We start from the raw sequence: 24513 nt of genomic DNA, 5'->3' as shown, positions 1-24513 counted from the left end.
CTAACGCGCCGGACGCGGTGCGGACGCCGGGCCGCCGGCCGCGGGACGGCCCCGCCGGGGCGCCGGGGCGCGCAGCCCGGCGATCATCCTCCGCAGGCCCTCGCGGTCGACGAGGTCGGCGGGGCGCTCGTCGGTGCCGCTCATGACGTGGTGGAAGACCGCGTCGATGCGGCCGGGGTCGGTCCCGGTGATGTCGGACCAGGCCAGCCGGTAGAGGGCCAGCTGGAGGGCGTCACCCGGCCCGTCGAAGGTCTTCCAGTCGACGACCCGGACGTCGTGCTCGGGGTCGTCGTCGAGGGGGAAGACCGCGTCGATGCGGCCGCGGATCTGCTGGCCGTCGACCACGAGGACGAAGGGCTCCTCGACGGCGCACGGCGCGCGCCGGGCGTAGGGGCCCGCCTCGAAGCGCTCGACGAGTCGACGGAGCCGGGCCCGGGCCCCGTCCGAGCGGCCGGCGCCGTACTCGCCGAACGGCTCGTCGGCGCCGAGGAGTGGGCTCTCGGCCCGGCGGAACCTGGCCTCGACCCATTCGTGGAAGAGGGTGCCGGCGCCCGCCCCGGTGCTCGCCCGCCGCGGCATCGGCCTGGCGAGGGCCGCCATGAACCCGGCCCGGTCGCGCTGGGACTGCATGAGCGCCGTGGCCGACAGGGACTCGGGCACGGCGACGCCGGTCCCCTCGTCCTGACGGCGCAGCGCCTGGGCGACGAGCAGCTCGGCCTCGCGCGCCCACCGGTCGACGAGCGCCTGCTCGTCGAGGTCGAGCGGCTCGACGGAGCCGAACTCCCCCGCCTCCCCGGCGGGCCCGGACGGCCCCGCGAGCCGCGCCCCGGCGCGATCGCGGACGAACGCCGCCAGCGCGTCGAGGCGCTCCTGCCCCCGTTCGTCGCCGCGGGGCCAGGCGGCGCGCCGCCGTCCGTCGCCGAGCGGGTTCTCGTCGGCGACCGGGCCGGGCTCGGCGACCACCTCCTGCGCCTGCCCGGCGAGGACCAGGTAGTAGGGGGAGGCCTCGCGGGGCCGCGCCCGCCGGGGCTCCCAGACGTGGCTGGTGGCCACGAGTGCGTTCCGGGCGCGCGTGATCGCGACGTAGGCCAGCCGGTCCTCGGCGAAGCCCGCCGCCGCCCGGAGCTCCTCGGCGTGGTCCCGCAGGCCGTCGCGCGAGATCTCGGGCAGCGACGGCAGGGCGTCGGCGTCGCCGCGCAGCGGCCCCGGCAGGAGCCTGGCCGAGGTCACCCAGTTGTCGGCGCGGTGGGCGGGGAACACCCCGTCGACCAGCCACGGAAGGTAGACGCGGTCCCACTCGAGGCCCTTCGCGCGGTGGACGGTGAGCAGTTTGACCGAGTCCGCGGCCGAGACGGCTGCCTGCTCGATGCCGTTCTCGTGCTCGATCCGCAGGTCGAGCCGGGCCAGGAAGGCGCTCAGCCCCACGCCCGGGTCGGTGTCGGAGAACTCGGCCACCACGTCGAGGAAGCGCCGCAGCTGCTCGCGCCGGCCCTGGCGGAAGAACGCGGGGTCGCCCTCGAGCTCGGCGTCGACGCCGCCCAGCAGGCAGATGCGCCGCACCAGGTCGAGGAGCGGCTCGCCGAGCCCGCGGCGCACCTGGGTGAACTCCCCGGCGAAGCGGCGCAGCCTGCGGGCGCCCTGCGCGGACATGCCGGGGATCTCCTGGTCGAGCAGGTCGAGCAGGCACGGCTGCGGGGCGGTGAGGCCCTCGCCGAGCGCGGCGTCGTCGGTGGCGCCGACGACGGACGACCCGTCCGCGGCGCGGGGCCCGGCGTCCTTGGCGGCGGCCCGACGCGCCGCCGCACCGAGGGCGGCCAGGTCGGCCGCCCCGATCCGCCAGCGGCGGGAGGCGAGCAGCTCGACGAGCGCGGGGTTGTCGGTCTCGTCGTCGAGCAGGCGCAGGGTGGCCACGATCTCGCGCACCGGGCTGAGCGAGACGAGGTCGCCGAGGCCGACGACCTCGACCGGCACGTCGGCCTCGACCAGCTCGTCGTAGACGCGCCCGACGGCGGCGTTCGTGCGGCAGAGCACGGCGAGGGAGGCCCAGCGCCCCGGGCAGCCGTGCGCGGCGACGTCGGACGCCAGCCACGCCAGCTCCTCGTCGACGTCGTCGAAGCGCCCGACGGTGACGCTGCCGGGCCCGGCCCCGGCGACGGCCCTCAGCCGCAGCCCGGCCCCGCCGACGGCGGGCATGGCCGGATCCTCGTCCAGACGCGCCAGGATCTCGTTGGCGCCCCGCAGGATGACGGGGCCGCTGCGTCTGTTCACCGTGAGCGAGAAGACCCTCGCGGGGTCGCCGTCGCCGCGGCGGAAGGTGCGCGGGAACTCGCCGATGGTGCTGATGGCGGCGCCGCGCCAGCCGTAGATGCCCTGGTAGGGATCGCCGACCGCCAGGACCGGATGGCCGAGGCCGTGCTCGGCGTCGGGGCCGGAGAACAGCCCGGACAGCATCGTCGTCTGGGCCGCGGAGGTGTCCTGGTACTCGTCGAGCAGGACGACCCGGAACTGCCGACGCAGCGCCTCGGCGACCTGCGGCGCCCGCCGGGCGATCCGGGCCGACCGGGCCATCTGGTCGCCGAAGTCGCCGCAGCCGAGGCGTCTCTTGCGCTCGCGGTAGGACCGCACGAGCCCGAGCAGCTCGAGCCGGGCCCGGGCCGTCTCGACGGCGTCGGCGACGTCGCGGTAGGGCCTGCCCCGGTGCAGCGGGGCGTCGAGCAGCCGCGCGACGAACGGGGGCGTGAAGGCCTCGAGGCGCTCGGGGTCGACGAGATGCCCGTTCAGCTCGGCGTCGAGCGTGACGAGCCAGTCGACCAGGACCGCCGGCGACAGCCCTGCGAGGTGCTCCCAGCCGCCCTCGGCCTCCGAGACGACCTGCCCGGCGAGCCGGTAGCGCGTCGACTCGTCGAGCACCCGCTCGATCGGGTCGACGCCGATGCGCGGCGCGTGCTCGGCGACGAGGCGTCCGGCGAAGGCGTCGTAGGTCATGACGGTCTGGCCCTGCAGGTCGTGCCGGGCCCGCTCGTCGACGGCCCCGGAGCGCTCCAGGGCCGCGCCGATGCGGGCCGACAGCTCGCCGGCGGCCTTGCGCGTGAAGGTGAGGCCGAGCACCTGGTCGGCGCGCACGGCGCCGGTGCCGACGAGCCAGACGACGCGCGCCGCCATGACGGTGGTCTTCCCCGAGCCGGCGCCGGCGATGATGACGCCGGGACCGGGCTCCGCGGTGACGGCCGCCAGTTGCTCGTCGGAGAGCGGGATGCCCAGGGCCTCGCACAGTTGGCCGGGCGTCCGGATGCGTGCGGGATTCGGCGGGGGCGCGCTCATCTCGGGTCCTCCGGGGTCCAGACGGGGCAGCCGCCCCGGTGCGGGCAGGTGCGGCACAGCTCGCCCTCCACGGCCGTCCAGTCCCCGTCGGCGGCATGCCCGAGGGCCTCGGCCATGACATCGTGCACCCAGGTGGGCCCGCCGCCGGGCCGCGGCTCGACCCGGGGCGGGTACGGGTGGTCCTCGATGTCCGGCTGGGCGAGCACCTTGGGCAGCCCGGGTGCCCGCGCGCCCTGCGGGATGCGCAGGTGGACGAGCTCGGCGCCGCCGAGTCGCGGGCGGGGGCCGGTCAGCTCGGAGCAGGCGCCCTCGGCGACGGCCAGCTGATAGGCGCCGAGCTGCAGGTGGGCCTGCGCCTGCCCTCGGGTGGGGGCGCGCCGCCCAGTCTTGAAGTCGACGACGTGGATGCGCCCGGTGGCGCTCTCGCGCTCCAGCCGATCGATGGTGCCGCGCAGGACGACGGTGCCGCCGGGCAGCTCGAAGCGGTGTCTCACGGGCACCTCGACGCCGACGACCTCGCGCCCCCGGTCGGCCGTCGACCAGGCGTCGAGCCGGTCGATCATCGCGTGGGCGGCCTCGCGCTCGGCCTCACTCCGCCATTCGACCTCGTAGCCGACGGCGCCCCAGGAGGCGTCGACCCGATCGTGCTGCTCGGCGGCGCCCCAGCCGAGGCGCATCGAGTTCTCGGCCATCGCGTGGACGAGCGTGCCGACCGCGGCCTGCGGGCCGGCGGCCTCCTGGGCCCCGACCCGGGAATCGAGGAACCAGCGCCGCGGGCACCGGGAGAGCTTCTCCAGGCCCGTGGCGCTGACGGTCAGCTCAGGGCGCCGCTGCGCCCCGGTCCGGCCGCTGAGCCCGCCGACGCCCCACCAGGTGGACGCGTCGGCGGCCGGGACGAGCCGGCGCCCCCGACGCGAGCGGAGGACGGCGAGCGCCGCGATGCGCTCCGCCGCTGCGCGGCGCAGCGCCGGGGACCCGGACGGGTCGAGGGCGGTGCGGCGCAGCTCGCCGACGAGCTCGTCGAGCGTGCTCGCGCGGCGCTCCGCCGGGGTCGGGCCGGGCCTCGGCTCGACGCCGAGCTCGGCGATGAAGCGCGACGGCTCGCCCCCCTCGGAGCCCTCCCCCGCCACCGCGGTGACGAGCAGCGACCGGGTGGCGCGGCTGGCTGCCAGGGCGAACAGCCGCCGTTCCCGGCGCACCCACTCGATGGCGGCCTCGAGCCCGTCCCGGTCGGTGGGGGCCGTGTCGCCGTCGGCGCCGATGGCCTCGGCCGACAGGAGGCCCTCACCGCCGCGTCGGCCCGGCCACTCGCCCTCGACGAGGTCGACGAGAGCGACGTGGGACCACTGGCGGCCCCTGACCCGGTGCGCGGTGATGACCTGGACGCCCCGGCCGCGCGGGTCGGACTCGCGGGCCTGGTCGCCGGAGATCTCCTGGCCCGCGATCTCGGCGACGAGGGTGCGCAGTCCCTTGCCGCCCCCGAGATCGTCGTGGCGGGCGGCAAGGTCGAACAGGGCGCACAGCGCGTCGAGGTCGCGGTGGGCGGCGGCGGAGCCCTCGCCACCGGCCAGCGCCTCCTCGCGCAGTCGCTCCGGCCAGTCGGTGCCCTGCCACAGGCTCCACAGCACCTCGTAGACGCCGACCCCCCGCCGGACGCGGCGGGCGGCACCGCCGAGGACGGCTCCGAGCAGGTCCAGCGCCGCGGCCGCGGCGGCCTCGTCGTCGGACCGGGCGGGGCCGGTGGACGGCTCGGCGGCCCCACCGCCCCGGTCCCGACCGTCACGAGGGGCCCCCGCCCCGCGGTCGGAGGTCATCGCCTCGACGGCGCGGCGGCGCACCAGCTCGAACAGGAGCGCGTCGACGTCCGGGGCGTCGCTGCCGCGCCGCAGCCGCCTGCCGAGGCGCCGCAGGCCCCTGGGCTCGGCGGGGCACAGCGGGCCGCCGACCAGCGCGAGGACGCGGGCCGGGTCGAGCGGATCTCCGGAGGACAGGGCGAGGCAGCACTCGGCCGCACCGACCAGGTGCCGGACGCACGGCTGTTCGCCCAGGGCGATGTCGTCGCCGTCGACGTCGACGGGGACGCCCAGCCCCGTGAGCGCTCTCGCGACGAGCGCCAGCTGGCCCCTGCCGGCGCGTCCCACGACGGCCATGTCGGACCAGGCGGCGCCGTGGGCGTGGCGGGCGCGCAGCCACCGGGCGACGGCGTCGAGCTGGGCCGCCCCGGTCGGATGGAGGAGGACGCTCACCTCCGGCCGGCCTTCGTCCGACCCGCTCGCCTGCGCCCGGCCCGCAAGCGGGCCGGGCGCAGGACCGGCGGCGGAGGGCAGGACCTCGGCCGGGTTGTGCGCGAGGACGGCGCCGACCGCCGCGAGCACGCCCGGGGCGGTGCGGTGATTGGTCCCGAAGGGGACGACCACCGCCGCCCCGGTGCCCGGGGCGGCGAAGCGGCACGGGAAGTCGGCGACGGCCCTCGGATCGGCCCCGCGGAAGGCGAAGACGCGGGTGGCGGGATCGGCGGCGGCGATCACCGGGACGCCGAGCCCGTGCACCTGCGCGAGGAGCCCGATCTGGGAGCGGTCGAGCTCGGCGAACTCGTCGACGTGGACGCCCCGCAGGCGCGCGGCGACGTCGGCGGCGACCTGCTCGTCGAGCAGCAGGAGCCGCGTACGGTGGACGAGCTCGGCGTAGTCCCAGACGCCCTGCCCGTCGAGGACGTCGAGATAGCGCTCGAAGAACCGGCCGAGCCCGACCCACTGCGGCCGACCGGTGCGCTCGCCCATCGCGATGAGGTCGTCGGGGTCGAGGCCGTGCTGACGGGCGCGGGCGATGCCGGTGCGGACCTCCTGCGTGAAGGCGCGCGTGCGCACGGCCGGGCGGACCTCGGCGGGCCACAACCACTCGCCCTCGCCCTCGAGGAGCTCGCGCACCTGCATCTGCTGCTCGGGGCCGGTGAGGACGCGCGGGATCCCGCCGTCGCCGCCGCGGGGTCCGTAGGCCGACTGGAGGGCGAGGCACCAGCCCGGCACGGTCGTCATGGCCGGGGCCCGCTGGGTGCGCCCGAGCCGGGCGATGATCTCGGCGCGCAGCCGGTGCGCCGCGGGCCGCGACCATGTGAGCACGACGAGCCCGTCGAGACCGGCGCCGGCCTCCGCTGCCGCGACGACGGACCGCACGAGCGCGGTGCTCTTGCCGGTGCCCGGGCCGCCCACCGCCAAGACGGCGGCGCGCGGCTGCGCGGCGGCCTCGAGGAAGGCCCGCTGGCACCGGTCCATCTGCTGCTGCGGCATGGACACAATGCAAGCACCGGCCACCGACATTTCCGCTCCGTGACCCGCTCGCGGGCCCTGCGGATGCCGGCATCGCCGCGGCGCCGACGAGCCCGTGGAGCACCGCGCCTTCCCCCCGGACCCGAATGTGTGGAAGGATGGAGGAACTGTTCGAGCCGGAACCACTTCGGCTGATCTCATTGGAAACGGTGTGTGACACGAGCAGCGGACCGTCAGACAGAGGTCCGAGAGCAAACGACAGGGAGTTCACATGACCACCGGAACTGTGAAGTGGTTCAACGCTGAGAAGGGTTACGGCTTCATCGCCGTCGACGGTTCGAGCGATGACGTCTTCGTCCACTACTCGGTCATCGAGACCAGCGGCTTCCGCTCGCTCGATGAGGGGCAGAAGGTCGAGTTCGACGTCACCCAGGGCCCCAAGGGCCAGCAGGCAGAACACGTCAAGCCGCTCAGCTGAGCACCACTCCTCGGATCCAGGAGGCCTTGCCCGACACCGCGGTGGGGCCTCCTGTCGTGCTCGTGGCGGGCCGCTCCGGGTCTCGCATAGGATGCTGGGGTCCACCTGAGCAGAGCCGCCGGTCCCGCGTCCCCACCGACGCGGTGCGGTGCCCCCGCCGGGCGCTGCGGGTGATGAACTGGAGTGCACACAGGCCGATCGGGGAGACCGGATGACCACAGAACCACGAGCCACGGGGCGCGATGATCTGCGCCGTGGCCCCGTGGCATGGGCGGGCGGCGCGTCGAACGTCGGCGCGAAGAGGTCCCCCAACCAGGACGCGCTGGCCATCGCGGCGACCAACACCGCCGCCCGCCACAGCGCGATCGCGGCCGTCTCCGACGGCGTCTCCACCTCGGCCCACTCCGAGCTGGCCAGCCAGATCGCCGTCGACGCGGCGACCGACTCCCTCATCGACGCGCTCACGCGCCATCCGGGCGTCAACGACCCCGACGACCTGTGCCTGACCATGCGCATGGCCTTCCTCACGGCGCAGGACGAGATCGTCGCCCGAGCCGGCGGGGACCCCGACGGCTACGCCTGCACCCTCGTCCTCGCGCTCTTCCACCGCGGACTGGTGATCGTCGCCAGCATCGGCGACTCGCGCGCCTACTGGTTCGGCGACGACGGCACCAACATGGTTCTCACCACCGACGACTCGATGGCCCAGCTGAGCATCGCGCTCGGCACGCCGCGCGAGGTCGCCGAGGCGAGCGCCCAGGCGCACGCCATCACCAAGTGGCTCGGCCCCAGCGCCCCGGGCCTCGACTCCACCGTCTCGGCCTTCCGCGTCGCCTGGCCGGGATGGCTCATGGTCTGCACCGACGGCCTGTGGAACTACGCCTCCGCCGCCGACGAGCTCCGCGGCGTCTTCGACCACCTGCCCGTCGAGGCGGACGCCAGCGCCGAGAGGCTGTCCGGCGCGCTCGTCGACTGGGCCAATGAGCAGGGCGGCCACGACAACATCAGCGTCGGCCTCATCCGCATCGACGAGGAGGACCTTCCCGCCGCCGGAGGCCGGGCGGCGTCCGCTCCCCCGCAGGGGCCCTCCGAGCCGCCGAGCCGCGCGCCCGCCGCCGGCCCGACCCGCCGGGCCGCCGATGACGGGGCTCGTGGTGGCGCCGACGACGGGACGACGGGGACGCGAAGACCCGCCGCCTCCCCTCCCCAGCCCGAGCTGCCCCTCTGAACGCTCCCCCGCCCCGGAGACGACATCCGCGAGGGGCGTCGCGCGCCCGGCACCGTGCGCTCCCCCGCCCCGGGAGCGACAGCGAGGCGCATGGCGGAGGCTCGCGGGATCGACGACGGTTCGGGAGCCCGGCCGGCACGGCGAGCGCAGGCCCCGCCCGGGCCGCCGGGTACGGTGGGTGCCGTGGATATCAAGATCGGCATCGAGAACGTCACCCGCGAGCTGTCCATCGAGACCGACCAGTCTCGCGAGGACATCACGGCGGCCCTCGGCACGGCGCTGGCGAGCGAGAACGGTCTGCTCACCATCGTCGATCCCAAGGGGCGTCAGGTCATCGTTCCCGCGGCGCGCATCGCCTACGTCGAGTTCGGCCAGGAGCACGCCCGCCAGGTCGGCTTCGGCGCGGTCTGAGGGCTCCGGCCGCTCCCCGCCGGCCCCGGAGCCCCTCGTCGCCAGCGTTCCGGCGCCCCGACAGGCGGCCGCCCCTCTCGGCCGTACGGCACGGGAGGACGGGGCGGATCATCATGGGCAGGCCCGGCTGCGGAGCAACGATGCCGGCCGCACGGGGGCTCGTGGTGATCTGGGCGCCGGCGCTCAGCCGCCGAGCCCCAGGCGCGCCAGCCGCTTGCCGTGCTCGGCCATGAGGTGCTCGAGGAGCTCGCTCACGACGCCCAGCTCGTCACCGGCCGATTCGACGGCGTGCCCCTCGCCCGCCCGGGCGGCGGCCGCGCGGGCGACGAGGGAGGTGAGCTCCACCTCCCGGGCGACGAGGCGCTGGATCTGGCCGACGGCCTCGGCCGCGAACCGGCGCCCGTACAGGGCCAGGGCGCCGGCCCCGGCGGGATCGGCGTCGAGGGCGTCGGCGAGGGCGCGCCCGGCGAAGTCGCTGATGCGCCACGCGGTGGGGCCCGGCTGGACGAGGGCGAGGAGCTGCTCGTCGAGGCCGTCGTGGATGGCCGTGACGAAGTCCGCGCGCAGCCCGTTGACGAGGAGGGCGCGCAGCACGCTGGACGCCCAGTCGCCCGCCCGGGTGGCCCCGGCGAAGGCGTCGAGGGCCTCCCGGTAGGGCCCGAGGACCTCGGGGACGACCAGCTCCTGCGCGGTGAGCTGGGCGCCGATGCGCTCGAAACGGCCCAGCTGGTCGGCCGCGAGCGTCGCCACGTCGATGCGCTGGGACAGGCTCGGGGCCATGGGCGCCGACGCCGTGAGCATCTCGAAGTCGACGAGGTCGGCCTGCGCCGTGAGGCCGAGGAGCTGGGCGCCGCCCTCGGGAAGGTCGATGGGGGCCGGTGCGCGGCCCTCGCCGGGGCGGGGCTCCGCTGCACTCCGCTGGGTGTCTGAGGTGGGACTCACGGGGTCCAGACTAGCGGCACCGGCCCCGCGCGGGATGCTCTGGGCCGGTGCCACCGGGTAGACTCGTTGTGGCGCACACCCGTGCGCCTCCTGCACGATGCGTCCCGGCGGCGCCGATCCTCCACATCGGGCACGCCCGGGCCCGCGGCGGAACCGCTCGGTCCCGCGCGACGCGCTCGCGGCCGTTCCGGCTCCGCGCGACGCGCTCGCGGTCGGCCCCGATCCTGCCCGACGCGCCCGCGCAGGCCACCGACAGCGTGTCCTCCGTCGACGCGGAGGCGGAGAACCGAGTACATGACCCTTCCCAGCACTGATCCCACCGACACCGACGGCGCGGACGCGCAGCAGCGGACCACCTTCGCCGATCTGGGCGTCGCCCCCGCGATCGTCGACGCCCTCCTCGACGAGGGCATCGAGCACCCCTTCCCCATCCAGGAGATGGCGATCCCGATCGCCCTGGGCGGTGCCGACATGATCGGCCAGGCCCGCACCGGCACCGGCAAGACCCTCGCCTTCGGCATCCCGATCCTCCAGCACGTCGTCCTGCCGGGCGACGAGGGCTTCGACGAGCTGCCCGCCTACGGCAGGCCGCAGGCCCTCGTCATGACGCCGACCAGGGAGCTCGCCATGCAGGTCGGCGACGACCTGGCCACGGCGGCGCGCGGGCGCGGCGCACGCGTCGTCACCATCTACGGCGGCGTCGGCTACGACGACCAGCTCGACGCCCTGGCCCGCGGCGTCGACGTCGTCGTCGGCACCCCGGGCCGCCTGCTCGACCTCGTGCACCGCCGCGACCTCGACCTGTCGCATGTGAGCATCGCCGTCCTCGACGAGGCCGACGAGATGCTCGACCTGGGCTTCCTGCCCGACGTGGAGGCCCTGCTCGACCGCGCCCCGGCGAGCCGCCAGACGCTCATGTTCAGCGCCACCATGCCGGCCGTCATCATGTCGCTGGCGCGCAGCCGCCTCGACCAGCCGGTGCACATCCGCGCCGAGAGCCAGAACGCGCAGATGACCGTCCCGCAGACGACCCAGTTCGTCTACCAGGCCCACGAGCTCGACAAGCCCGAGATCATCGCGAAGGTCCTCCAGGCCGAGGGCATGCGCAAGATGATGGTCTTCACCCGCACCAAGCGCTCCGCCCAGCGCCTGTGCGACGACCTGCGCGAGCGCGGCTTCGAGGCGGCCGGCCTCCACGGCGACCTGAACCAGGCCCAGCGCGAGAAGACGATGAAGCGCTTCCGCGAGAACAGGATCGCCGTCCTCGTGTGCACGGACGTCGCGGCGCGCGGCATCGACGTCGACGACGTCACCCATGTCGTCAACTACGAGGTGCCCGACAGCCCGGAGCAGTACGTGCACCGCATCGGCCGCACCGGCCGCGCCGGGCACGAGGGCATCGCCGTGACGCTCGTCGACTGGCAGGACGTCACCCGCTGGAAGGTCATCAACAAGGCCCTCGACCTCGACTTCCACGAGCCGGTCGAGACCTACTCGACCAGCCCGAACCTCTTCGAGGACCTCGACATCCCGGCCGGCGTCAAGGGCCGACTGCCCGGCGCCGCCTCGCGCGCCGAGATCGAGCGCAGGCACCGCGCCGAGCGCGACGCCGAGGACGAGCGCCGCGGCGGCCGGGGCGGTCACGACGGCAAGCGCCACGGCAAGCACGACGACAAGCACCGCGGCAGGCACGACGGCAGGCGCCGCGAGAAGGACGGCGAGCGGTCCAAGGGCAGGGGCCGCTCCGAGCACCCGCACCGCAAGCGCCGCCGCACCCGCAACGGCCGCCCCGTCGAGCGGGCGGGCAAGGGCGACGGCCCGAGGGGCGACGAGGACTGACGCCCCGTCCCGGGATCGGCACGAGGGCGGGGCGACGGCCATGTGCGCGCGACGGCTGGTCCGGGCCCCGTAGGCACGGGCCGGAGGCATGCCGGCGCCCCGTCGAGCATGTCGAGGACGTCCGGGCCTCGTGGCCGGAGCGTGCCCCGCGCCTCGCACCGGCAGTCCCCGCAGGCTCCGCAGCCGCGTGCGAGGACGCCGATGGCGGTCCGCGGGGTGCGCGCCGGGCGACGGGCCCGTCAGTAGTTCATCCGCATCGCGGTGCGCACGTCGTCGAGCGTGGCCTCGGCCACCTCGTTGGCGCGCTCGTTGCCGGCGTGCAGCACCTCGCGCAGGTGACCGGGGTCGGCCATCAGCTCGGCGCGCCGGGCGCGGATCGGCGCGAAGTAGTCGTTGAGGGCCTCGGTGCAGGCCTTCTTCAGGCCGCCACCGCCGCCGTCGCCGATGCGCTCGGCCACGGCCTGCGGGCTCTGCCCGCTGACCAACGAGGTGAGCAGCACGAGGTTGGAGACCTCGGGACGGTTCTGCGGGTCGTAGGTGATGCGGCGGTCCGAGTCGGTCTTGGCCCTCTTGATGAGCCGGGCCGTCTCGTCGGCGCTCATGCCGATCTCGATGGTGTTGCGACGCGACTTGCTCATCTTCTCCCCGTCGAGGCCCAGGATGGCCGGCGAGGGGCTGAGCAGGGCGTCGGCCTGCGGGAAGACGGGGGTCTCGGGCACGGCGCGGCCGTAGCGCTCGTCGAAACGGCGGGCTATGAGGCGCGTCACCTCGATGTGCGGCAGCTGGTCCTTGCCGACCGGCACGAGGTTGGCCTTGCAGAACAGGATGTCGGCGGCCTGGTGGACGGGGAAGGTGAGCATGAGCCCGCTCATCGCCCGGCCCCCCGAGTGCTCCAGCTCGTCCTTGACGGTGGGATTGCGGTGCAGCTCGGGCTCGGTGACGAGGCTGAGGAAGGGCAGCAGCAGCTGGTTGAGGGCCGGGACGGCCGAGTGGGTGAAGATCGTCGTCCGCGACGGGTCGATGCCACTGGCCAGGTAGTCGGCGATGCCGCTGAAGACGTTCTCCTGGATGTCGCCGACGCCGTCGCGGTCGTAGATCACCTGGTAGTCGGCGATGACGAGCATCGCGGGGACGCCGGCGTCCTGCAGGCGCACCCGGTTGGCGATGGACCCGAAGTAGTGGCCGATGTGCAGCTTGCCGGTGGGACGGTCCCCGGTCAGCAGGCGGTAGCGCTGCGGGTTCTTCGGGAGGTCCGCCTCGATCGCGTCGCTGCGCAACTGGCTGGCGCGCAGCGAGCCGTCGGGCATCGACGCGGCGGGCTCGCCCGCCGCACTCATGGTCGCTTCCGGCATGTTGTCCTTTCCCGGGGCCCGGACGGCCGCCGAGCATGACGAAGAGCCGCCTCGGGCGACCACTGTTGCGTGAAGGAGGGGGTACGGGATGGCCGCGTCAGCGGCGCCACCAGCACCGGGCGGCCGGCGCCCGGACCGCTGAGCGGCACCGGGCCGTCGGTGCCGGCAGGCTCGGGCTCATCCGCATGGCCGCAGTCTACCCGCCCGCCGCCCCGGCGTCCGGCACCGACCGGCGGGCGGCCCACCGGTCAGATCCGGTTGAGGATCGGCTCGACGGTGCCCAGGCTGCCTCCGCGGGCGGTGATGCGCGCGGCGATCTCGTGCAGCGCCGACGGCCGGCTCGTCTCGCAGCCGATGTCGTGCCCGGTCTTGCCCGTGCCGTGGTAGTCCGACGAGCCGGTGCGGATGAGGCCCAGCCGCCCGCCCAGGTCGAAGAGCATGCGGCGGGTCTCCTGGCCATGGTCGGGGTGGTCGACCTCGATGCCGTCGAGGCCGTGCTCGTGCACGAGCCGGGAGACGGCCTCGGGAGTCATCGCGTCGGCGGCCCCGCGGATCCACGGGTGCGCCAGGACCGCAACGCCGTGGGCCTCGTGGACGAGGTCGATCGCGTGGCCCAGCTCGAGCGTCTCGCGCTCGACGTAGGCGGGGCCGCCGTTGTACAGGTACTTCGCGAAGGCCTCGTCCCGATCGGCGACGCAGCCCTTGGCGACGAGCGCGTCGGCGATGTGCGGACGCCCGATGGTGGTGGCCGAACCGGCCTGCTCGAAGACCTCCGACTCGGTCAGGTGCATGCCGAGGGCGTCCAGTTTCGTCAGCATGTCGTCGACGCGCATGGCCCGTGAGACGCGCATGCGCGACAGCTCCTGGCGCAGCGGCTCGACCCACGGGTCGCAGCCGTAGCCGAGCAGGTGGATCTGGGCGTCCCCGCTGTGGGTGCTGATCTCGATGCCGGGCAGCACCGCGACGCCGAACCGGCGGCCGGCCTCCTCCGCCTCGGGCAGACCGTCGAAGCAGTCGTGATCGCACAGGGCCACGACGGCGACCCCGTTGTGCTGGGCCCTGCGCACCAGCATCGTCGGGCTGTCCGTGCCGTCGGAGACGTTGGAGTGGGTGTGCAGATCGATTCGCATGCCCTCATTCTGCCCCGATCGCGCCCCTCCCCCTCATCATGACCGCTCGCGGCGCCCGGCACAATGGACGACATGGATTTGAATGTTCGTCACGAGTACGCGGCCTCACCAGACGCCGTGCACACGATGCTCACCTCCCCCGACTACCTCTCCGATCTCGGGCAGGCCCATGACACCGCCATCACCGTCGAGAACGAGGGCGACGTCAGTTCGCTGACCGTCCAGGCCAAGGCCCCCGACCAGGTCAGGTCCATGGTGGGCGAGACCCTCAGCGTCGACGCCCGCGTCCTGTGGGAGCGCGACGGCGAGGGCTGGAGGGGCGTCGTCGAGGTCGCCAAGCTCAAGCTCCCGGCCAAGGTCTCCGCGCGGGCGGGCCTGCAACCCGGAGGCCCCGGCACCGTCGTCGAGTACGACATGGCCTTCTCGGTGACGGTCCCCCTGCTCGGCAAGAAGATCGAGAAGCTGGCCGAGCCGCGCCTGCGCAGGGCGCTCGACGCCCAGAAGCGCAGCGGCGACGCCTGGCTCGCCGAGCACAAGGACTGAGACCGGCCGCCGGACGAAGGAACCGTACGGGCAAGAGACCGTACGGAGAACGGTGCCGCAGGACCCTCGGGTCCTGCGGCACCGCGTCGTCCCGGTCGTCCTCGTCCCCCGGCGGGGCCGGCCCCGGCTCAGCGCCCCTGGTGCCCGGGGTGCCGGTCGAGCCAGCCGGCGAGCTCGCCGATGTCGTGCCACAGCAGCGGTTCGCCGAGCAGCTCCTGCACGGCGTCCCGTCCCCAGGCCCCGTCGACGTCCAGGCCGGCCGCGGCCCGCGCCGCGGCGGTGACGTCGACACGGTCGTCGTCGGTGAAGAACGCCTCGACCTGGCGGGGCGCGAGCCGCTCGAGCGAGGCGGCGCCGTTGGCCGCCTCGGCTGCCCCGAGCGGTCCGCCGAGGAGCGTGTCCGGGAGTCGGGCCGACAGGACGATCCGGCGCCCGCCGGACGACAGCGCCGCCACGGACGCCACCTGCAGGGCCGCGAGCTCGGCCTCCTCACTGCCCGGCTCGACGCCGAAGGTGCGGCACAGGGCCCGGTTCGCGATGAAGACGGGCAGCGGGCCCTGCAGCGGCCGGTGCTCGACCGCCAGCAGACGAGCCCAGGACCCGTCGACGGGCACGAGCACGACTCGGCGCTGATCACCCATCGTCGCCTCCTCGCTCCCGAAGTTTTCCACAATCGACGACGAGACGCTGGCGCAACGCCCCGCTCATCGGGCAGGCTTGACCCATGGCTGTTCCCACCCCGACGGCCGATGACCGCTGCACTGCTCGGCGCCCCGACGGCGCCGTGGATCCCGACGACGTCGTCCTGTCCATCAGTGAGCCCTCCTCGCGCCCTGTCACGGACCCGCGCACGGATCCCGCCGCCGAGGCGGCGTCCCGATTCGCCCTGGCTCTCGCCGAGGTCCTCGCCGGCCGGCGCCCCGCCTCCCAGCTGATGCCCCTGAGCTGCCCGAGCAGCATCGCCGAGCTCATCCGGGTCCAGGCCGAGTGGCCCTTCACCGGCGCCCGCCTCCATTCTCTGCACATCGGCACTTCCGCATCGGCCGGCTCCTGCGAGGTCGTCGCCTGCTACCGGTGGCGTCCCGGCGGCGGGGCCGGCGTCCGGCTGGTGTGCACGGCCTTCCGCATGACCCGCATCGACGACTCGTGGTCCTGCCGCGAGCTGACGATCGGTGTGCCCAACCTCGGCCGCTGAGACCGCGCAGCGGGCCCGCGGTCCGCCGCACTCAGCGCGCGTTCGGGTTCCTGCCGTGGCAGTGCTTGAACTTCTTGCCCGAGCCGCAGGGGCACGGCTGGTTGCGGCCGACCCCGGCGTAGGGGTCGGACCCGTCGCCGTCGTCGTCGCGGCGCTGCTCGACGTCCCCGTCCTCGCTCGGCGCGGAGTAGGTCATCCTGCTCGGACGCTGGTCCTCGAGGCCCTTGATGAGGGCGCGCGGCCTCGGACGCTCCTCGTCCTCGTCCGTCTCGTCGTCGTGCGACAGGAGCGACGAGGCGTCGACGACGTTCCCGTCGCCGTCGCGGCGCTCGCCGACGACCGGGGAGTCCTGCTTCTCGACCTCGATGTTGAACAGATAGCCGACGACCTCCTCGGCGAAGGCCTCGCGCATCGCGTCGAACATGTCGGCGCCCTCGCGCTTGTACTCGACGAGCGGGTCGCGCTGGGCCATGGCGCGCAGGCCGATGCCCTCGCGCAGGTAGTCCATCTCGTACAGGTGGTCGCGCCACTTGCGGTCGAGGACGGTCAGCCAGACCTGGCGCTCGAGCTCGCGCATGACGTCTTCGCCGAGGTTCTCCTCGCGGGTGTCGTAGGCCTTCTGGGCGTCCTCCTTGAAGTCGTCGATGAGCTCGGAGGCCTCCTCGACCTCGTCGTAGTCCGCCGGGTCGAGGCTGACCGGGTAGAGCTGCCTCATGTCGTTCCACAGCGCGTCGAGGTCCCACTCGTCGGCGAAGCCCTGGGTGTGGAGCCTGACGGTTGCGGTGACGACGCGGTCGACGGTCGAGCGCAGCATGCCCTCGACGTCCGCGCCCTCGAGCACCGTGCGACGGTCGCCGTAGATGACGTGGCGCTGACGGTTCATGACGTCGTCGTACTTGAGGACGTTCTTGCGCATCTCGAAGTTCTGCCCCTCGAGCTGCTTCTGGGCGCTCTCGATCGACCTGGTCAGCATGCGCATCTCGATGGGCTGGTCCTCGGGCAGGCTCATCGAGGTCATGACCCGCTCGACCGTGTCGGCCTTGAACAGGCGCAGCAGGTCGTCCTCGAGGGAGAGGTAGAAGCGGCTCTCCCCCGGGTCGCCCTGGCGGCCGGAGCGACCGCGCAACTGGTTGTCGATGCGTCGGGACTCGTGGCGCTCGGAGCCGATGACGTACAGGCCGCCGGCCTCGATGACCTCCTCGTGCTCGTCGGCCACCTGCTCGTCGAAGCGCTCGCGGGCCTTGTTCCACTCGACCTCGTAGGTGTCGGGGTCCGAGACGGGGTCGATGCCCTTCGTGCGCAGTTCCTGGTCGGCCATGAACTCGGGGTTGCCGCCGAGCATGATGTCGGTGCCGCGGCCGGCCATGTTCGTGGCGACGGTCACGGCGCCCTTGCGGCCCGCCTGGGCGACGACCACGGCCTCGCGCGCGTGCTGCTTGGCGTTGAGCACCTGGTGGGGGACGCCGGCCTCGCGCAGGCGCCGGGACAGCTCCTCGGACTTGACGACCGAGGCGGTGCCGATGAGGACCGGCTGGCCCTCCTCGTGGCGCTCCACGACATCCTCGATGACGGCGTCGAACTTGGCCTTCTCGGTGCGGTAGATCAGGTCGGACTGGTCGGTGCGGATCATCGGCTTGTTCGTCGGGATGACGAGGACGCCCAGGCCGTAGATCTTCTGGAACTCGTCCTCCTCGGTCTTGGCCGTGCCGGTCATGCCCGAGAGCTTGTCGTACATGCGGAAGTAGTTCTGCAGGGTGATCGTGGCGAGCGTCTGGTACTCGTCCTTGATCTCGACGCCCTCCTTGGCCTCGAGCGCCTGATGCAGGCCCTCGTTGTAGCGGCGGCCCTCGAGGACCCGGCCGGTGTGCTCGTCGACGATGAGCACCTGGCCCTTGATGACGACGTAGTCGCGGTCGCGCTTGAAGAGCTCCTTGGCGCGGATGGCGTTGTTGAGGTAGCCGATGAGCGGGGTGTTGACCGACTCGTAGAGGTTCTCGATGCCCAGGTCGTCCTCGGTCATCGTGATGCCGTGGGCCAGGACCGAGACGGTGCGCTTCTTCTCGTCGACCTCGTAGTCGACGTCGGGCCGGAGACGACGGGCCAGGCGCGCGAACTCGGGGTACCAGCGCTTGTTCTCGGCGGCCGGGCCGGAGATGATGAGCGGCGTGCGGGCCTCGTCGATGAGAATCGAGTCGACCTCGTCGACGATGGCGAAGTGGTGCTCCCGCTGGACGCAGTCGGACAGCTTGAGCGCCATGTTGTCGCGCAGGTAGTCGAAGCCGAACTCGTTGTTGGTGCCGTAGGTGATGTCGGCGCCGTAGGCCTTGCGGCGCTCGGCCGGCCTCAGGCTCGACAGGATGACACCGGTGCTCAGGCCGAGGAAGTGGTGCACACGACCCATCTGCTCGGACTGGGACCGGGCGAGGTAGTCGTTGACGGTGACGACGTGGACGCCCTTGCCCTCGAGGGCGTTGAGATAGCTCGGGGCCAGGGCGACGATCGTCTTGCCCTCGCCGGTCTTCATCTCGGCGATGTTGGCCTGGTGCAGCGCCGCGCCGCCCATGACCTGGACGTCGAAGGGACGCTTGCCGAGCACGCGGTTCGTCGCCTCTCGGACCGTGGCGAAGGCCTCGGGCAGAAGGCTGTCGAGGGACTCGCCGTTGTCGAGGCGCTGCCGGAAGTCGGCCGTCTGACCGCGCAGCTCCTCGTCGTCCATGGCGAGGTAGTCCTCCTCGATGCTGTTCACCTGGTCGGCGATGCGCGCCAGCCGCTTGAGGGTTCGGCCTTCACCGGCGTGGAGGAGGCGGTCCATGAAGCTCACGAGTCGGTTTCCTATCGTCCGTGCGTGTCGTCCGTGGGGCTGCGTGCGCGCACCCATTCCTGCTCATCCTATGCGCGTCCGGTCCGGGACCCGAGGGATCGCCGGCGCGCGGCTCGATCGGTGCGCCGACAGGGCGCCGGCCCGGCCCCTTGAAGGGCCGGGCCGGCGCGGCGGCCCGCGTCCGACGCTCGGCGGACGCGGAGCCGGTCACGTCACCTCGAGGTGGATGACGCCGTAGTTGTACGCCTTGCGGCGGTAGACCACGCTCGGCTGGCCGGTGGCGGCGTCCTGGAAGAGGAAGAAGTCGTGACCGACGAGCTCCATCTCGTCGAGGGCCTGGGCGAGCGTCAGGGGCGACGTCGCAAAGGTCTTCTCACGGACGACGAGCGGGCCGTCGCCCTGGACGGTCAGGCCGGCCACCTGACGGACCTCGGGCTCGGGCTCTGCGGCGGGGGCGGCGGGCCGCTCAACGGCGGGCAGGTCCTGGACACGCAGGCCGCGACGGTTCTTGCGGCGGTCCGCGGCGCGACGCAACTGGGAGCGCAACCTGTCGAGTGCCTTGTCGAAGGCCAGCATCTTGTCCTCGGCGCTGCCGCTCGCCCGGACGACCGGGCCCTTGGCACGCAGCGTGATCTCGCAGCGGACGGCGGAGGACGGGTCGCCCTTCGCGTCCTGCGCGGTGAACTCGACCTCGGTGCGGATCACGCGATCGCGCAGCTTGGAGATCGACTCCTCGAGTTTGCGGGCGACCACGTCGCGTGTGTCGTCATTGATGCTGCAGCGACGTCCGGTGACGATGACATCCATGTCAGTACCCTTTCGGTTGCGGACTCCATCCCGCCCGTCCGGGACGGCGGCGCACCAGGGAGTGCTGCGCCCGTGACCCGGGGACGGCGATGGCACGGAGGCCCGCGATCCGCGACCGGAAGCCGCTCGTCACTGCCCGCCGTGCCATGCCCCAAAGCTACTCACTTTCCCGGTGGAGCGGGTGCGGACGGGCTGTGTTTGCCCTATTTCCGTCCACCCCCGTTTCCGGCTGGCCCGCAAGGAGGTTTGCGCCGCGGTCGCGCAGCCGAGCACGTCCGCGCCGGCCCGGCGCAGCACCCGCACCGCCTCGGCCATGGTGGCGCCTGTCGTGACCACGTCGTCGAGCACCACGACGGCCGCACCCGGCGGAAGGGCCCTGCGCGCCCCGCGACGACCCAGCGTCATGGTCCCCGTCTGCGCCGACCTTCGCCGTCCGGAGTCGAGCCCGACCTGGTCGGGTGCCGATCGGCTGCGCACGAGCACCGGCCGGTACCGCATCCCGGTCCAGCGCGCCACGGCCCTGGCCAGCGAGGCCGTGTGGTCGATCCCCCGTTCACGGGCCCGCCCCGGGTCCGCGGGAACCGGGACGAGGAGCACCTCCTCGGGCTGGCGCCCCGAGGCGCCGACGGCGGCCAGGGCCGCCCGCGCGGCCAGCTCCGTCAGCGGCCGGCGCAGCGTCCAGGCCCCTCTGTCCTTGTAGGCGATGACGAGACGCCCCGCCACGGGCCGGTAGGGGGCACCCGACCAGACCGGCGGGGCGCCCGGGCCGGGACCCGGGGGCGGGGCGCGCCGCACGAGTGGTCCGGCCTCGAGCTCGGCGCGGCAACGGCGGCACAGCACGACTCCGGGCCGCCCGCACGCCGCGCACCGGGAGCCGAGCAGCAGGTCCAGACCGGCGTCGGCCAGCTCCATCATCCATTCCGTCATCCATTCGGCCCTCATGCCCCGATGGTGCGCGGCACGGGGCCGCCTCGATCCGATGCGCACGGATGCGCGCAGGACGAGTGCGCGTCGTCCACGCGTCAAGCCTCGGCGGGCCGCGCCCGGCGCCTAGTTCAGTTCGGGCGTGGCCGTGTAGGCGCTCAGCAGGGCGGCCTGCCCGCCGAGGCGCCGCAGCACCTTGCGCCACAGGTCTCCGGCATCGGCGCCGAAGATCTCCTCCTCGCGGGGGGTCGTGCGCACCCAGGCGCCGTGGCGCATCTCCTCGGCGAGCTGTCCGGGGTCCCAGCCGCAGTAGCCGGCGAAGACGCGCACGTCCGAGAAGGCGCCGGCGGTCAGCTCGACGGGCGTGTCGAGGTGGAGCACGCCGATGTCCCCGATGATCCGGCGCCAGCCGAGCGGGTCCTCGCCGGGGTCGAGCACCTTGGCCAGGCAGATGGCCCCGTTGGGCAGCACGGGGCCCCCCGCGAAGAGCACCTGCGGCGGGTTGAGCTGGGGCTCCCAGTCGGGCAGCACCTGCGAGACGGGCAGCGCGGACGGCTTGTTGAGCGCGACGCCGAGGGCGCCGTCCTCGTCGGATTCGAGCATGAGGATGACCGACTGGTCGAAGAAACCGGCACCGCTCGGCTGGGTGCTCACCAGGAGCTCTCCCCCGCTGACGCGCTGCTGACTGGTCACACGTCCAGTGTGGCACGACGCGCGGGCCGGCCTCCGGAGCCGGAGCCCGCGGCGCCGGTCCTCGAGGAGAATCGGCGGGCAGGCCGTCCGGTCCCGAAAGGCACGACCGTGCCGACCCGCCGCGTCCGGAGTCGTGCCGCTCGAACCCGTCGGAGGCGGACACGTGCCCGCCGTTCGACGCGTGACACGGAACCCTCACGCCCCACCCGATCGCTCAGCGACCGCGCCGTCTCGTTCTCCTGCGGTACCCGCGCCGCAGTAACGTCTCGTGGCACCCCGCCTCCGATGACGCGGTCGGCGACCTCCGGGTAAGAAGTGGCCGGCACGATAACCGGGATTCGTCACGTAGCGACGTCGGTTGCTGCGGAAGGTGAGAGGCTTCGCGTCCCACCGGCCGAAAGCCTCCACCCAGCCGCAAGAGCCTCCACCTCCCACAGATGCACCACTCGCATCTCGTTGGCGTCACGAATGTGGGTGAATCCGCCACCTCCCCCGGAGGCAGAGGGCGAATCGGGACACGGCTGAGACACGGTCTTCGTTGTCTCTCAACCCTCGGGGCCACTGGCTGAAGAGGTCACTCAGCGTTCTCCCGCACACGATCGGTCGGCGTCGAAGACCGTTCTGACTGCCCAGCAGCGCAGTCGTCCGCACTCGCCAGGCATGCGAGGCGGCGTGCGGCAATGACCCGGCCCTCGGCGTCACGGACAAGATCGTCGGGCCACACGAGGTCCGTCCTGTGCGGAAAATGCTCGGCCACCACGCGGCTCGTGAGGTACAGGGTGTGGGGCCGCGGCTCCGGCAGGGGCGGGTCCACGCCCTGCCAGGTCGCCCCGACGGCGAGCGGCAGCCCGACCGAGGCGCGCGGGCCGTCGGGGCGGGCCGGGTCGGCGACGGTGAGCGTCTCCCACTGCGGCTCGGACAGCACCAAGTGGGGGACGGTGCCGGACGCGGGGAACCGGACCGGTGGCGTGCCGTCACCAGGGTCGATGACGACGTCGTGCGGAGTGAGGTTGACCAGAACCGTGGCCGGTACCCGCAAGGCGGCATGATCCCCTGCTCGTGGCTCCCGGGCGCGGGCCCGGGACTCGAGATCAGCCATGAGGCGGTCAACGTCGTCCTTCCACGTCGACTGCGCCGGCTCAACGCCGAGGGCGCAGGCCGCTTCCTCGAGCTTCGTGCATGTCAGCCGCAGCATGTCCGGATAGGTCGGTTCCACGACCTCCTTGGAGCTGGAATCCGTCTGAATTCCCCTGCCCTCCAGATCCTTGAGAACCTCCCGCAGCGCGGGCTTGACGAGACCGTCTGCGTGCGTGACGACCAAGTGGTTCCGGACTCTGTAGAGGACCTCGAGCAGGTCGCGATGAGGGCCCTTGTCCCTCGTCTCCTTCTCACCGCGGTCCTTCGGGCAGGGCCGACCGAGGTCGATTCCGCCGCTCGCAGGCCCGAGGTTGTTGTTCCTGATGAGGAGCTTCCTCCCACTCGTCTTGAAGTTCAGCGCCTCGGCGACGACGACCGCCAAACGCATCCTCGTCAGTTCGGGGGCCTTCTCCCACAGGTCGGCGACCGTCTTGAGGAGGTCGATGAGGACGCCGACCCCGCGGTCCGGGTCCTCCTCGTCGTTCGCGACTTCAAGAAGCCTCTGACGCAGCGCGCTGCACTTGTCCGCCAACTCGTCCATGTCCCCGTCGCCGGCCGCGAGAACACGGGTCGCGCTGAGGAGGTTGAGACTCCTCAGGCTGTGGAGGGCAGCCTCACGCAGGGCGTGCTCGGCGTCGTTGTGCAATGCGAGCCGGTGGAGCTGGGGGACGGACCTCTTTCGGGCACCCTCATTCCTCTCATCGACGAAGGTCTGGAGGAAGAGCGGGGCGGCGTGCCCCGCGCACCACGCCTGGGCCGCCTGGAGCGCGCCGAGCACCGCCGCCTTCTGGCCGGTGCCGACGATGACGACGGCCGCAGGGCGCTTCGCCCCGAGCGCAAGAGCGATCTGGGCTTTGACGGTCCGCATGATCGAGGGTGTCGCGACGTACTCGCTCTCATCGTCTCCCCCGTAGTCGCACAGGTCGACGAGGACGGGAGTATGCTGTCTCTCCCATCCCGCGTCCACTCGGGCGGTGAAGGATGCTGCGGCTTCGTCGAGGGCCGTCTTCTTGGAACGAGGGTTGGAGGAGTGCAGGAGGAGGAACTCGGCCGTGAGAGCCCCCGCGCCGTCGAGCATGGCGCCGGGGACCGCTCGGCGGATCTCCTTGTCCGGTTCCCCGCTGAGGACCCGCTCGGTGACGTGCATGCCGCGCGGTGCGCCGACACCGCACGGAACGATGAAGAGCACTGCTCCTCGGCCGGGTCGCGCAAGCCAGTCCGGAAGACGAGGAGCGATCTCATCGAGGGCGAGCACCTTCGTCACCTCTGAGGCCGACGGCGCGGCGAGGTCGTGGACCGCCGCCGTCCCGATGTCGTTGAGCCAACCGTGCTCCAGCAGCCAGCGGACCGAGGCCGGGCAGTCGTCGCCGAGCTCGTCGGCACGCTCCGGGGCGAGGGCAATAACATGTCCGAGCTGCGGCGGCTTACCACTGCCCCTCTTCGTCGCTTCCTCAACAAGATTGCAAGGAGCGTCCTTGTCGTCCTTGGACTCCTGCTCGTGAAGCGTCAGATAGTGCTTCTGCGCCCAGGCTCGGGCGACGAGGCCGGCCCCGTTGTCCGCACGCGCCATGTCGAGCGCCAGCAGGGATGCCAGGTCGTCGGCCGTCAGATCAGCCGGCTTGCTCTCAAGACGTCTCATCAGGTCGCAGAGTCTCTTGAAACTGTCGTCATCAAGGAGTTCCGGCTGATACTCCCCAGCCCATGTTCGCGCCTGCTCGATGTATCCGAGGGAGCGCAGCCAGTGAAAGGGCGCGGTCTCGTACGAGGTGCGGTCGAGCAGGACGGCCGTGTCCTTCCCGGCGCCGGGCGCGACCGCTGCCCGCCAGTCCAGTCCGAGCCGGTCTGCGGCGCCCATCGCGCCGAGCGCGATCATGGAGGCGCCGGAGATCGCATTGACGACGACGTCCGGCTCGGTTCCCTCCTGAGCCTGCGAGGACACGAGGCTGCCGAGTCTCTCGGTGAGGCTCTTGATTCCCTCGGCCTCGCTGAGGTTCGCGTTGAGCATCTCCGCGCGGACATCCAAACGCAGTTTCCGCAGAAGCCCGTCATGGACGCCCTCAAGACCCAGCGCATTCCCGAGGAGCTCGCCGATCCCGCTGGTCCATGTCCCGGAACTGCCGCTCCGGCTGACGAGGAGCAGGACTGTCACCATGCGCGTCGGCCCACCCGCAGCCGGGCAGAGCGAGCGCAGGATGAGGGACAGCGGCGGGGCGCTGAAGCGCGAGTCCTTCGCGGGGGGCTCGAGCAACAGGCCGAGCAGGCCCTCGGCGTCCTTCGCGTCGAGAAGGTCCTTCGTCTTCTTCTGCGCCTCCTTCTGGGCATCCTGCCGCTCAAGGCTCGAGAGCCCGACGATGTCGTTGCGCAGGTCCCCCTGGCCCACCGGGTGGACGATGATGGTCATCCGCGCCTCCTGCTCGCTTCTGCTG

General features: G+C 73.0%; 17 protein-coding genes. 6 read left to right on the top strand and 11 right to left on the bottom strand.

The window, feature by feature from the left end; genetic code table 11:
• Both K336_RS13275 and K336_RS0100335 read right to left on the bottom strand, forming a co-directional pair.
• Window positions 1-3321 carry an ATP-dependent DNA helicase gene (locus K336_RS13275; RefSeq protein WP_155944934.1) on the bottom strand — a complete coding sequence of 1107 codons (3321 nt, stop codon included), beginning with the start codon at window positions 3319-3321 and terminating at the stop codon, window positions 1-3.
• Window positions 3318-6608, bottom strand: coding sequence for an ATP-dependent DNA helicase (locus tag K336_RS0100335; RefSeq protein WP_028705997.1), 3291 nt, complete (start codon window positions 6606-6608; stop codon window positions 3318-3320). Before K336_RS0100335 ends, K336_RS13275 begins: the two co-directional genes overlap by 4 nt.
• A gap of 250 nt (window positions 6609-6858) precedes the next feature.
• On the opposite strand from K336_RS0100335, the gene K336_RS0100330 reads away from it, so the two are divergent.
• The 3 genes from K336_RS0100330 to K336_RS0100320 all read left to right on the top strand — a co-directional run bounded on the left by K336_RS0100330 (window position 6859) and on the right by K336_RS0100320 (window position 8704).
• Window positions 6859-7065, top strand: a complete 207-nt coding sequence (locus K336_RS0100330; RefSeq protein ID WP_021796612.1) for a cold-shock protein — start codon at window positions 6859-6861, stop codon at window positions 7063-7065.
• Between the two features lie 211 nt (window positions 7066-7276).
• Entirely contained in the window at window positions 7277-8293 is a 1017-nt protein-coding gene (locus tag K336_RS13270) for a PP2C family protein-serine/threonine phosphatase (RefSeq protein ID WP_081660444.1), read from the top strand.
• A 183-nt stretch (window positions 8294-8476) separates the two neighbouring features.
• Window positions 8477-8704: a DUF3107 domain-containing protein gene (locus K336_RS0100320; RefSeq protein WP_021797379.1), complete on the top strand. Its 228-nt coding sequence runs from the start codon at window positions 8477-8479 to the stop codon at window positions 8702-8704.
• A gap of 183 nt (window positions 8705-8887) precedes the next feature.
• On the opposite strand, the gene K336_RS18910 is transcribed toward K336_RS0100320, so the two are convergent.
• Entirely contained in the window at window positions 8888-9646 is a 759-nt protein-coding gene (locus tag K336_RS18910; protein ID WP_021797376.1) for a ferritin-like fold-containing protein, read from the bottom strand.
• A gap of 294 nt (window positions 9647-9940) precedes the next feature.
• Between K336_RS18910 and K336_RS13265 the strand changes: the two genes are divergently transcribed.
• Window positions 9941-11485 carry a DEAD/DEAH box helicase gene (locus tag K336_RS13265; protein ID WP_021797377.1) on the top strand — a complete coding sequence of 515 codons (1545 nt, stop codon included), beginning with the start codon at window positions 9941-9943 and terminating at the stop codon, window positions 11483-11485.
• Between the two features lie 239 nt (window positions 11486-11724).
• On the opposite strand, the gene trpS is transcribed toward K336_RS13265, so the two are convergent.
• Both trpS and K336_RS0100300 read right to left on the bottom strand, forming a co-directional pair.
• Entirely contained in the window at window positions 11725-12837 is a 1113-nt protein-coding gene (gene trpS / locus K336_RS0100305; RefSeq protein ID WP_021797380.1) for a tryptophan--tRNA ligase, read from the bottom strand.
• A gap of 248 nt (window positions 12838-13085) precedes the next feature.
• Window positions 13086-13967 (bottom strand): PHP domain-containing protein, encoded by an 882-nt coding sequence (locus K336_RS0100300; RefSeq protein WP_021797520.1) that lies wholly within the window; start codon window positions 13965-13967, stop codon window positions 13086-13088.
• A 72-nt stretch (window positions 13968-14039) separates the two neighbouring features.
• Between K336_RS0100300 and K336_RS17325 the strand changes: the two genes are divergently transcribed.
• Window positions 14040-14510: a DUF2505 domain-containing protein gene (locus K336_RS17325; RefSeq protein ID WP_162142539.1), complete on the top strand. Its 471-nt coding sequence runs from the start codon at window positions 14040-14042 to the stop codon at window positions 14508-14510.
• 128 nt (window positions 14511-14638) lie between these two features.
• Here the strand turns inward: K336_RS17325 and K336_RS17320 are convergent, their stop codons facing one another.
• Window positions 14639-15151 (bottom strand): DUF6912 family protein, encoded by a 513-nt coding sequence (locus K336_RS17320; protein ID WP_081660441.1) that lies wholly within the window; start codon window positions 15149-15151, stop codon window positions 14639-14641.
• Between the two features lie 83 nt (window positions 15152-15234).
• On the opposite strand from K336_RS17320, the gene K336_RS17315 reads away from it, so the two are divergent.
• Window positions 15235-15705 carry an Rv3235 family protein gene (locus K336_RS17315; protein ID WP_123825769.1) on the top strand — a complete coding sequence of 157 codons (471 nt, stop codon included), beginning with the start codon at window positions 15235-15237 and terminating at the stop codon, window positions 15703-15705.
• A gap of 31 nt (window positions 15706-15736) precedes the next feature.
• Here the strand turns inward: K336_RS17315 and secA are convergent, their stop codons facing one another.
• From secA to K336_RS19170, 5 genes are all read right to left on the bottom strand, one after another.
• Entirely contained in the window at window positions 15737-18526 is a 2790-nt protein-coding gene (gene secA / locus K336_RS13250; protein ID WP_155944933.1) for a preprotein translocase subunit SecA, read from the bottom strand.
• A gap of 207 nt (window positions 18527-18733) precedes the next feature.
• Entirely contained in the window at window positions 18734-19333 is a 600-nt protein-coding gene (hpf, locus tag K336_RS0100275) for a ribosome hibernation-promoting factor, HPF/YfiA family (protein WP_021797519.1), read from the bottom strand.
• Window positions 19334-19462: 129 nt separating this feature from the next.
• On the bottom strand, window positions 19463-20275 hold the full coding sequence (locus K336_RS13245) for a ComF family protein (protein WP_081660440.1): 813 nt from the start codon (window positions 20273-20275) through the stop codon (window positions 19463-19465).
• A gap of 108 nt (window positions 20276-20383) precedes the next feature.
• Entirely contained in the window at window positions 20384-20950 is a 567-nt protein-coding gene (locus tag K336_RS0100265) for a YqgE/AlgH family protein (RefSeq protein WP_021796950.1), read from the bottom strand.
• Between the two features lie 574 nt (window positions 20951-21524).
• Entirely contained in the window at window positions 21525-24488 is a 2964-nt protein-coding gene (locus tag K336_RS19170) for a hypothetical protein (RefSeq protein ID WP_211223405.1), read from the bottom strand.
• Between the last annotated feature and the right edge of the window lie 25 nt (window positions 24489-24513).

This window comes from Propionibacterium acidifaciens DSM 21887, assembly GCF_000426605.1.
In the GTDB taxonomy this organism is placed as follows: domain Bacteria; phylum Actinomycetota; class Actinomycetes; order Propionibacteriales; family Propionibacteriaceae; genus Propionibacterium; species Propionibacterium acidifaciens.
This window is presented reverse-complemented; position numbering and strand designations above follow the sequence as displayed.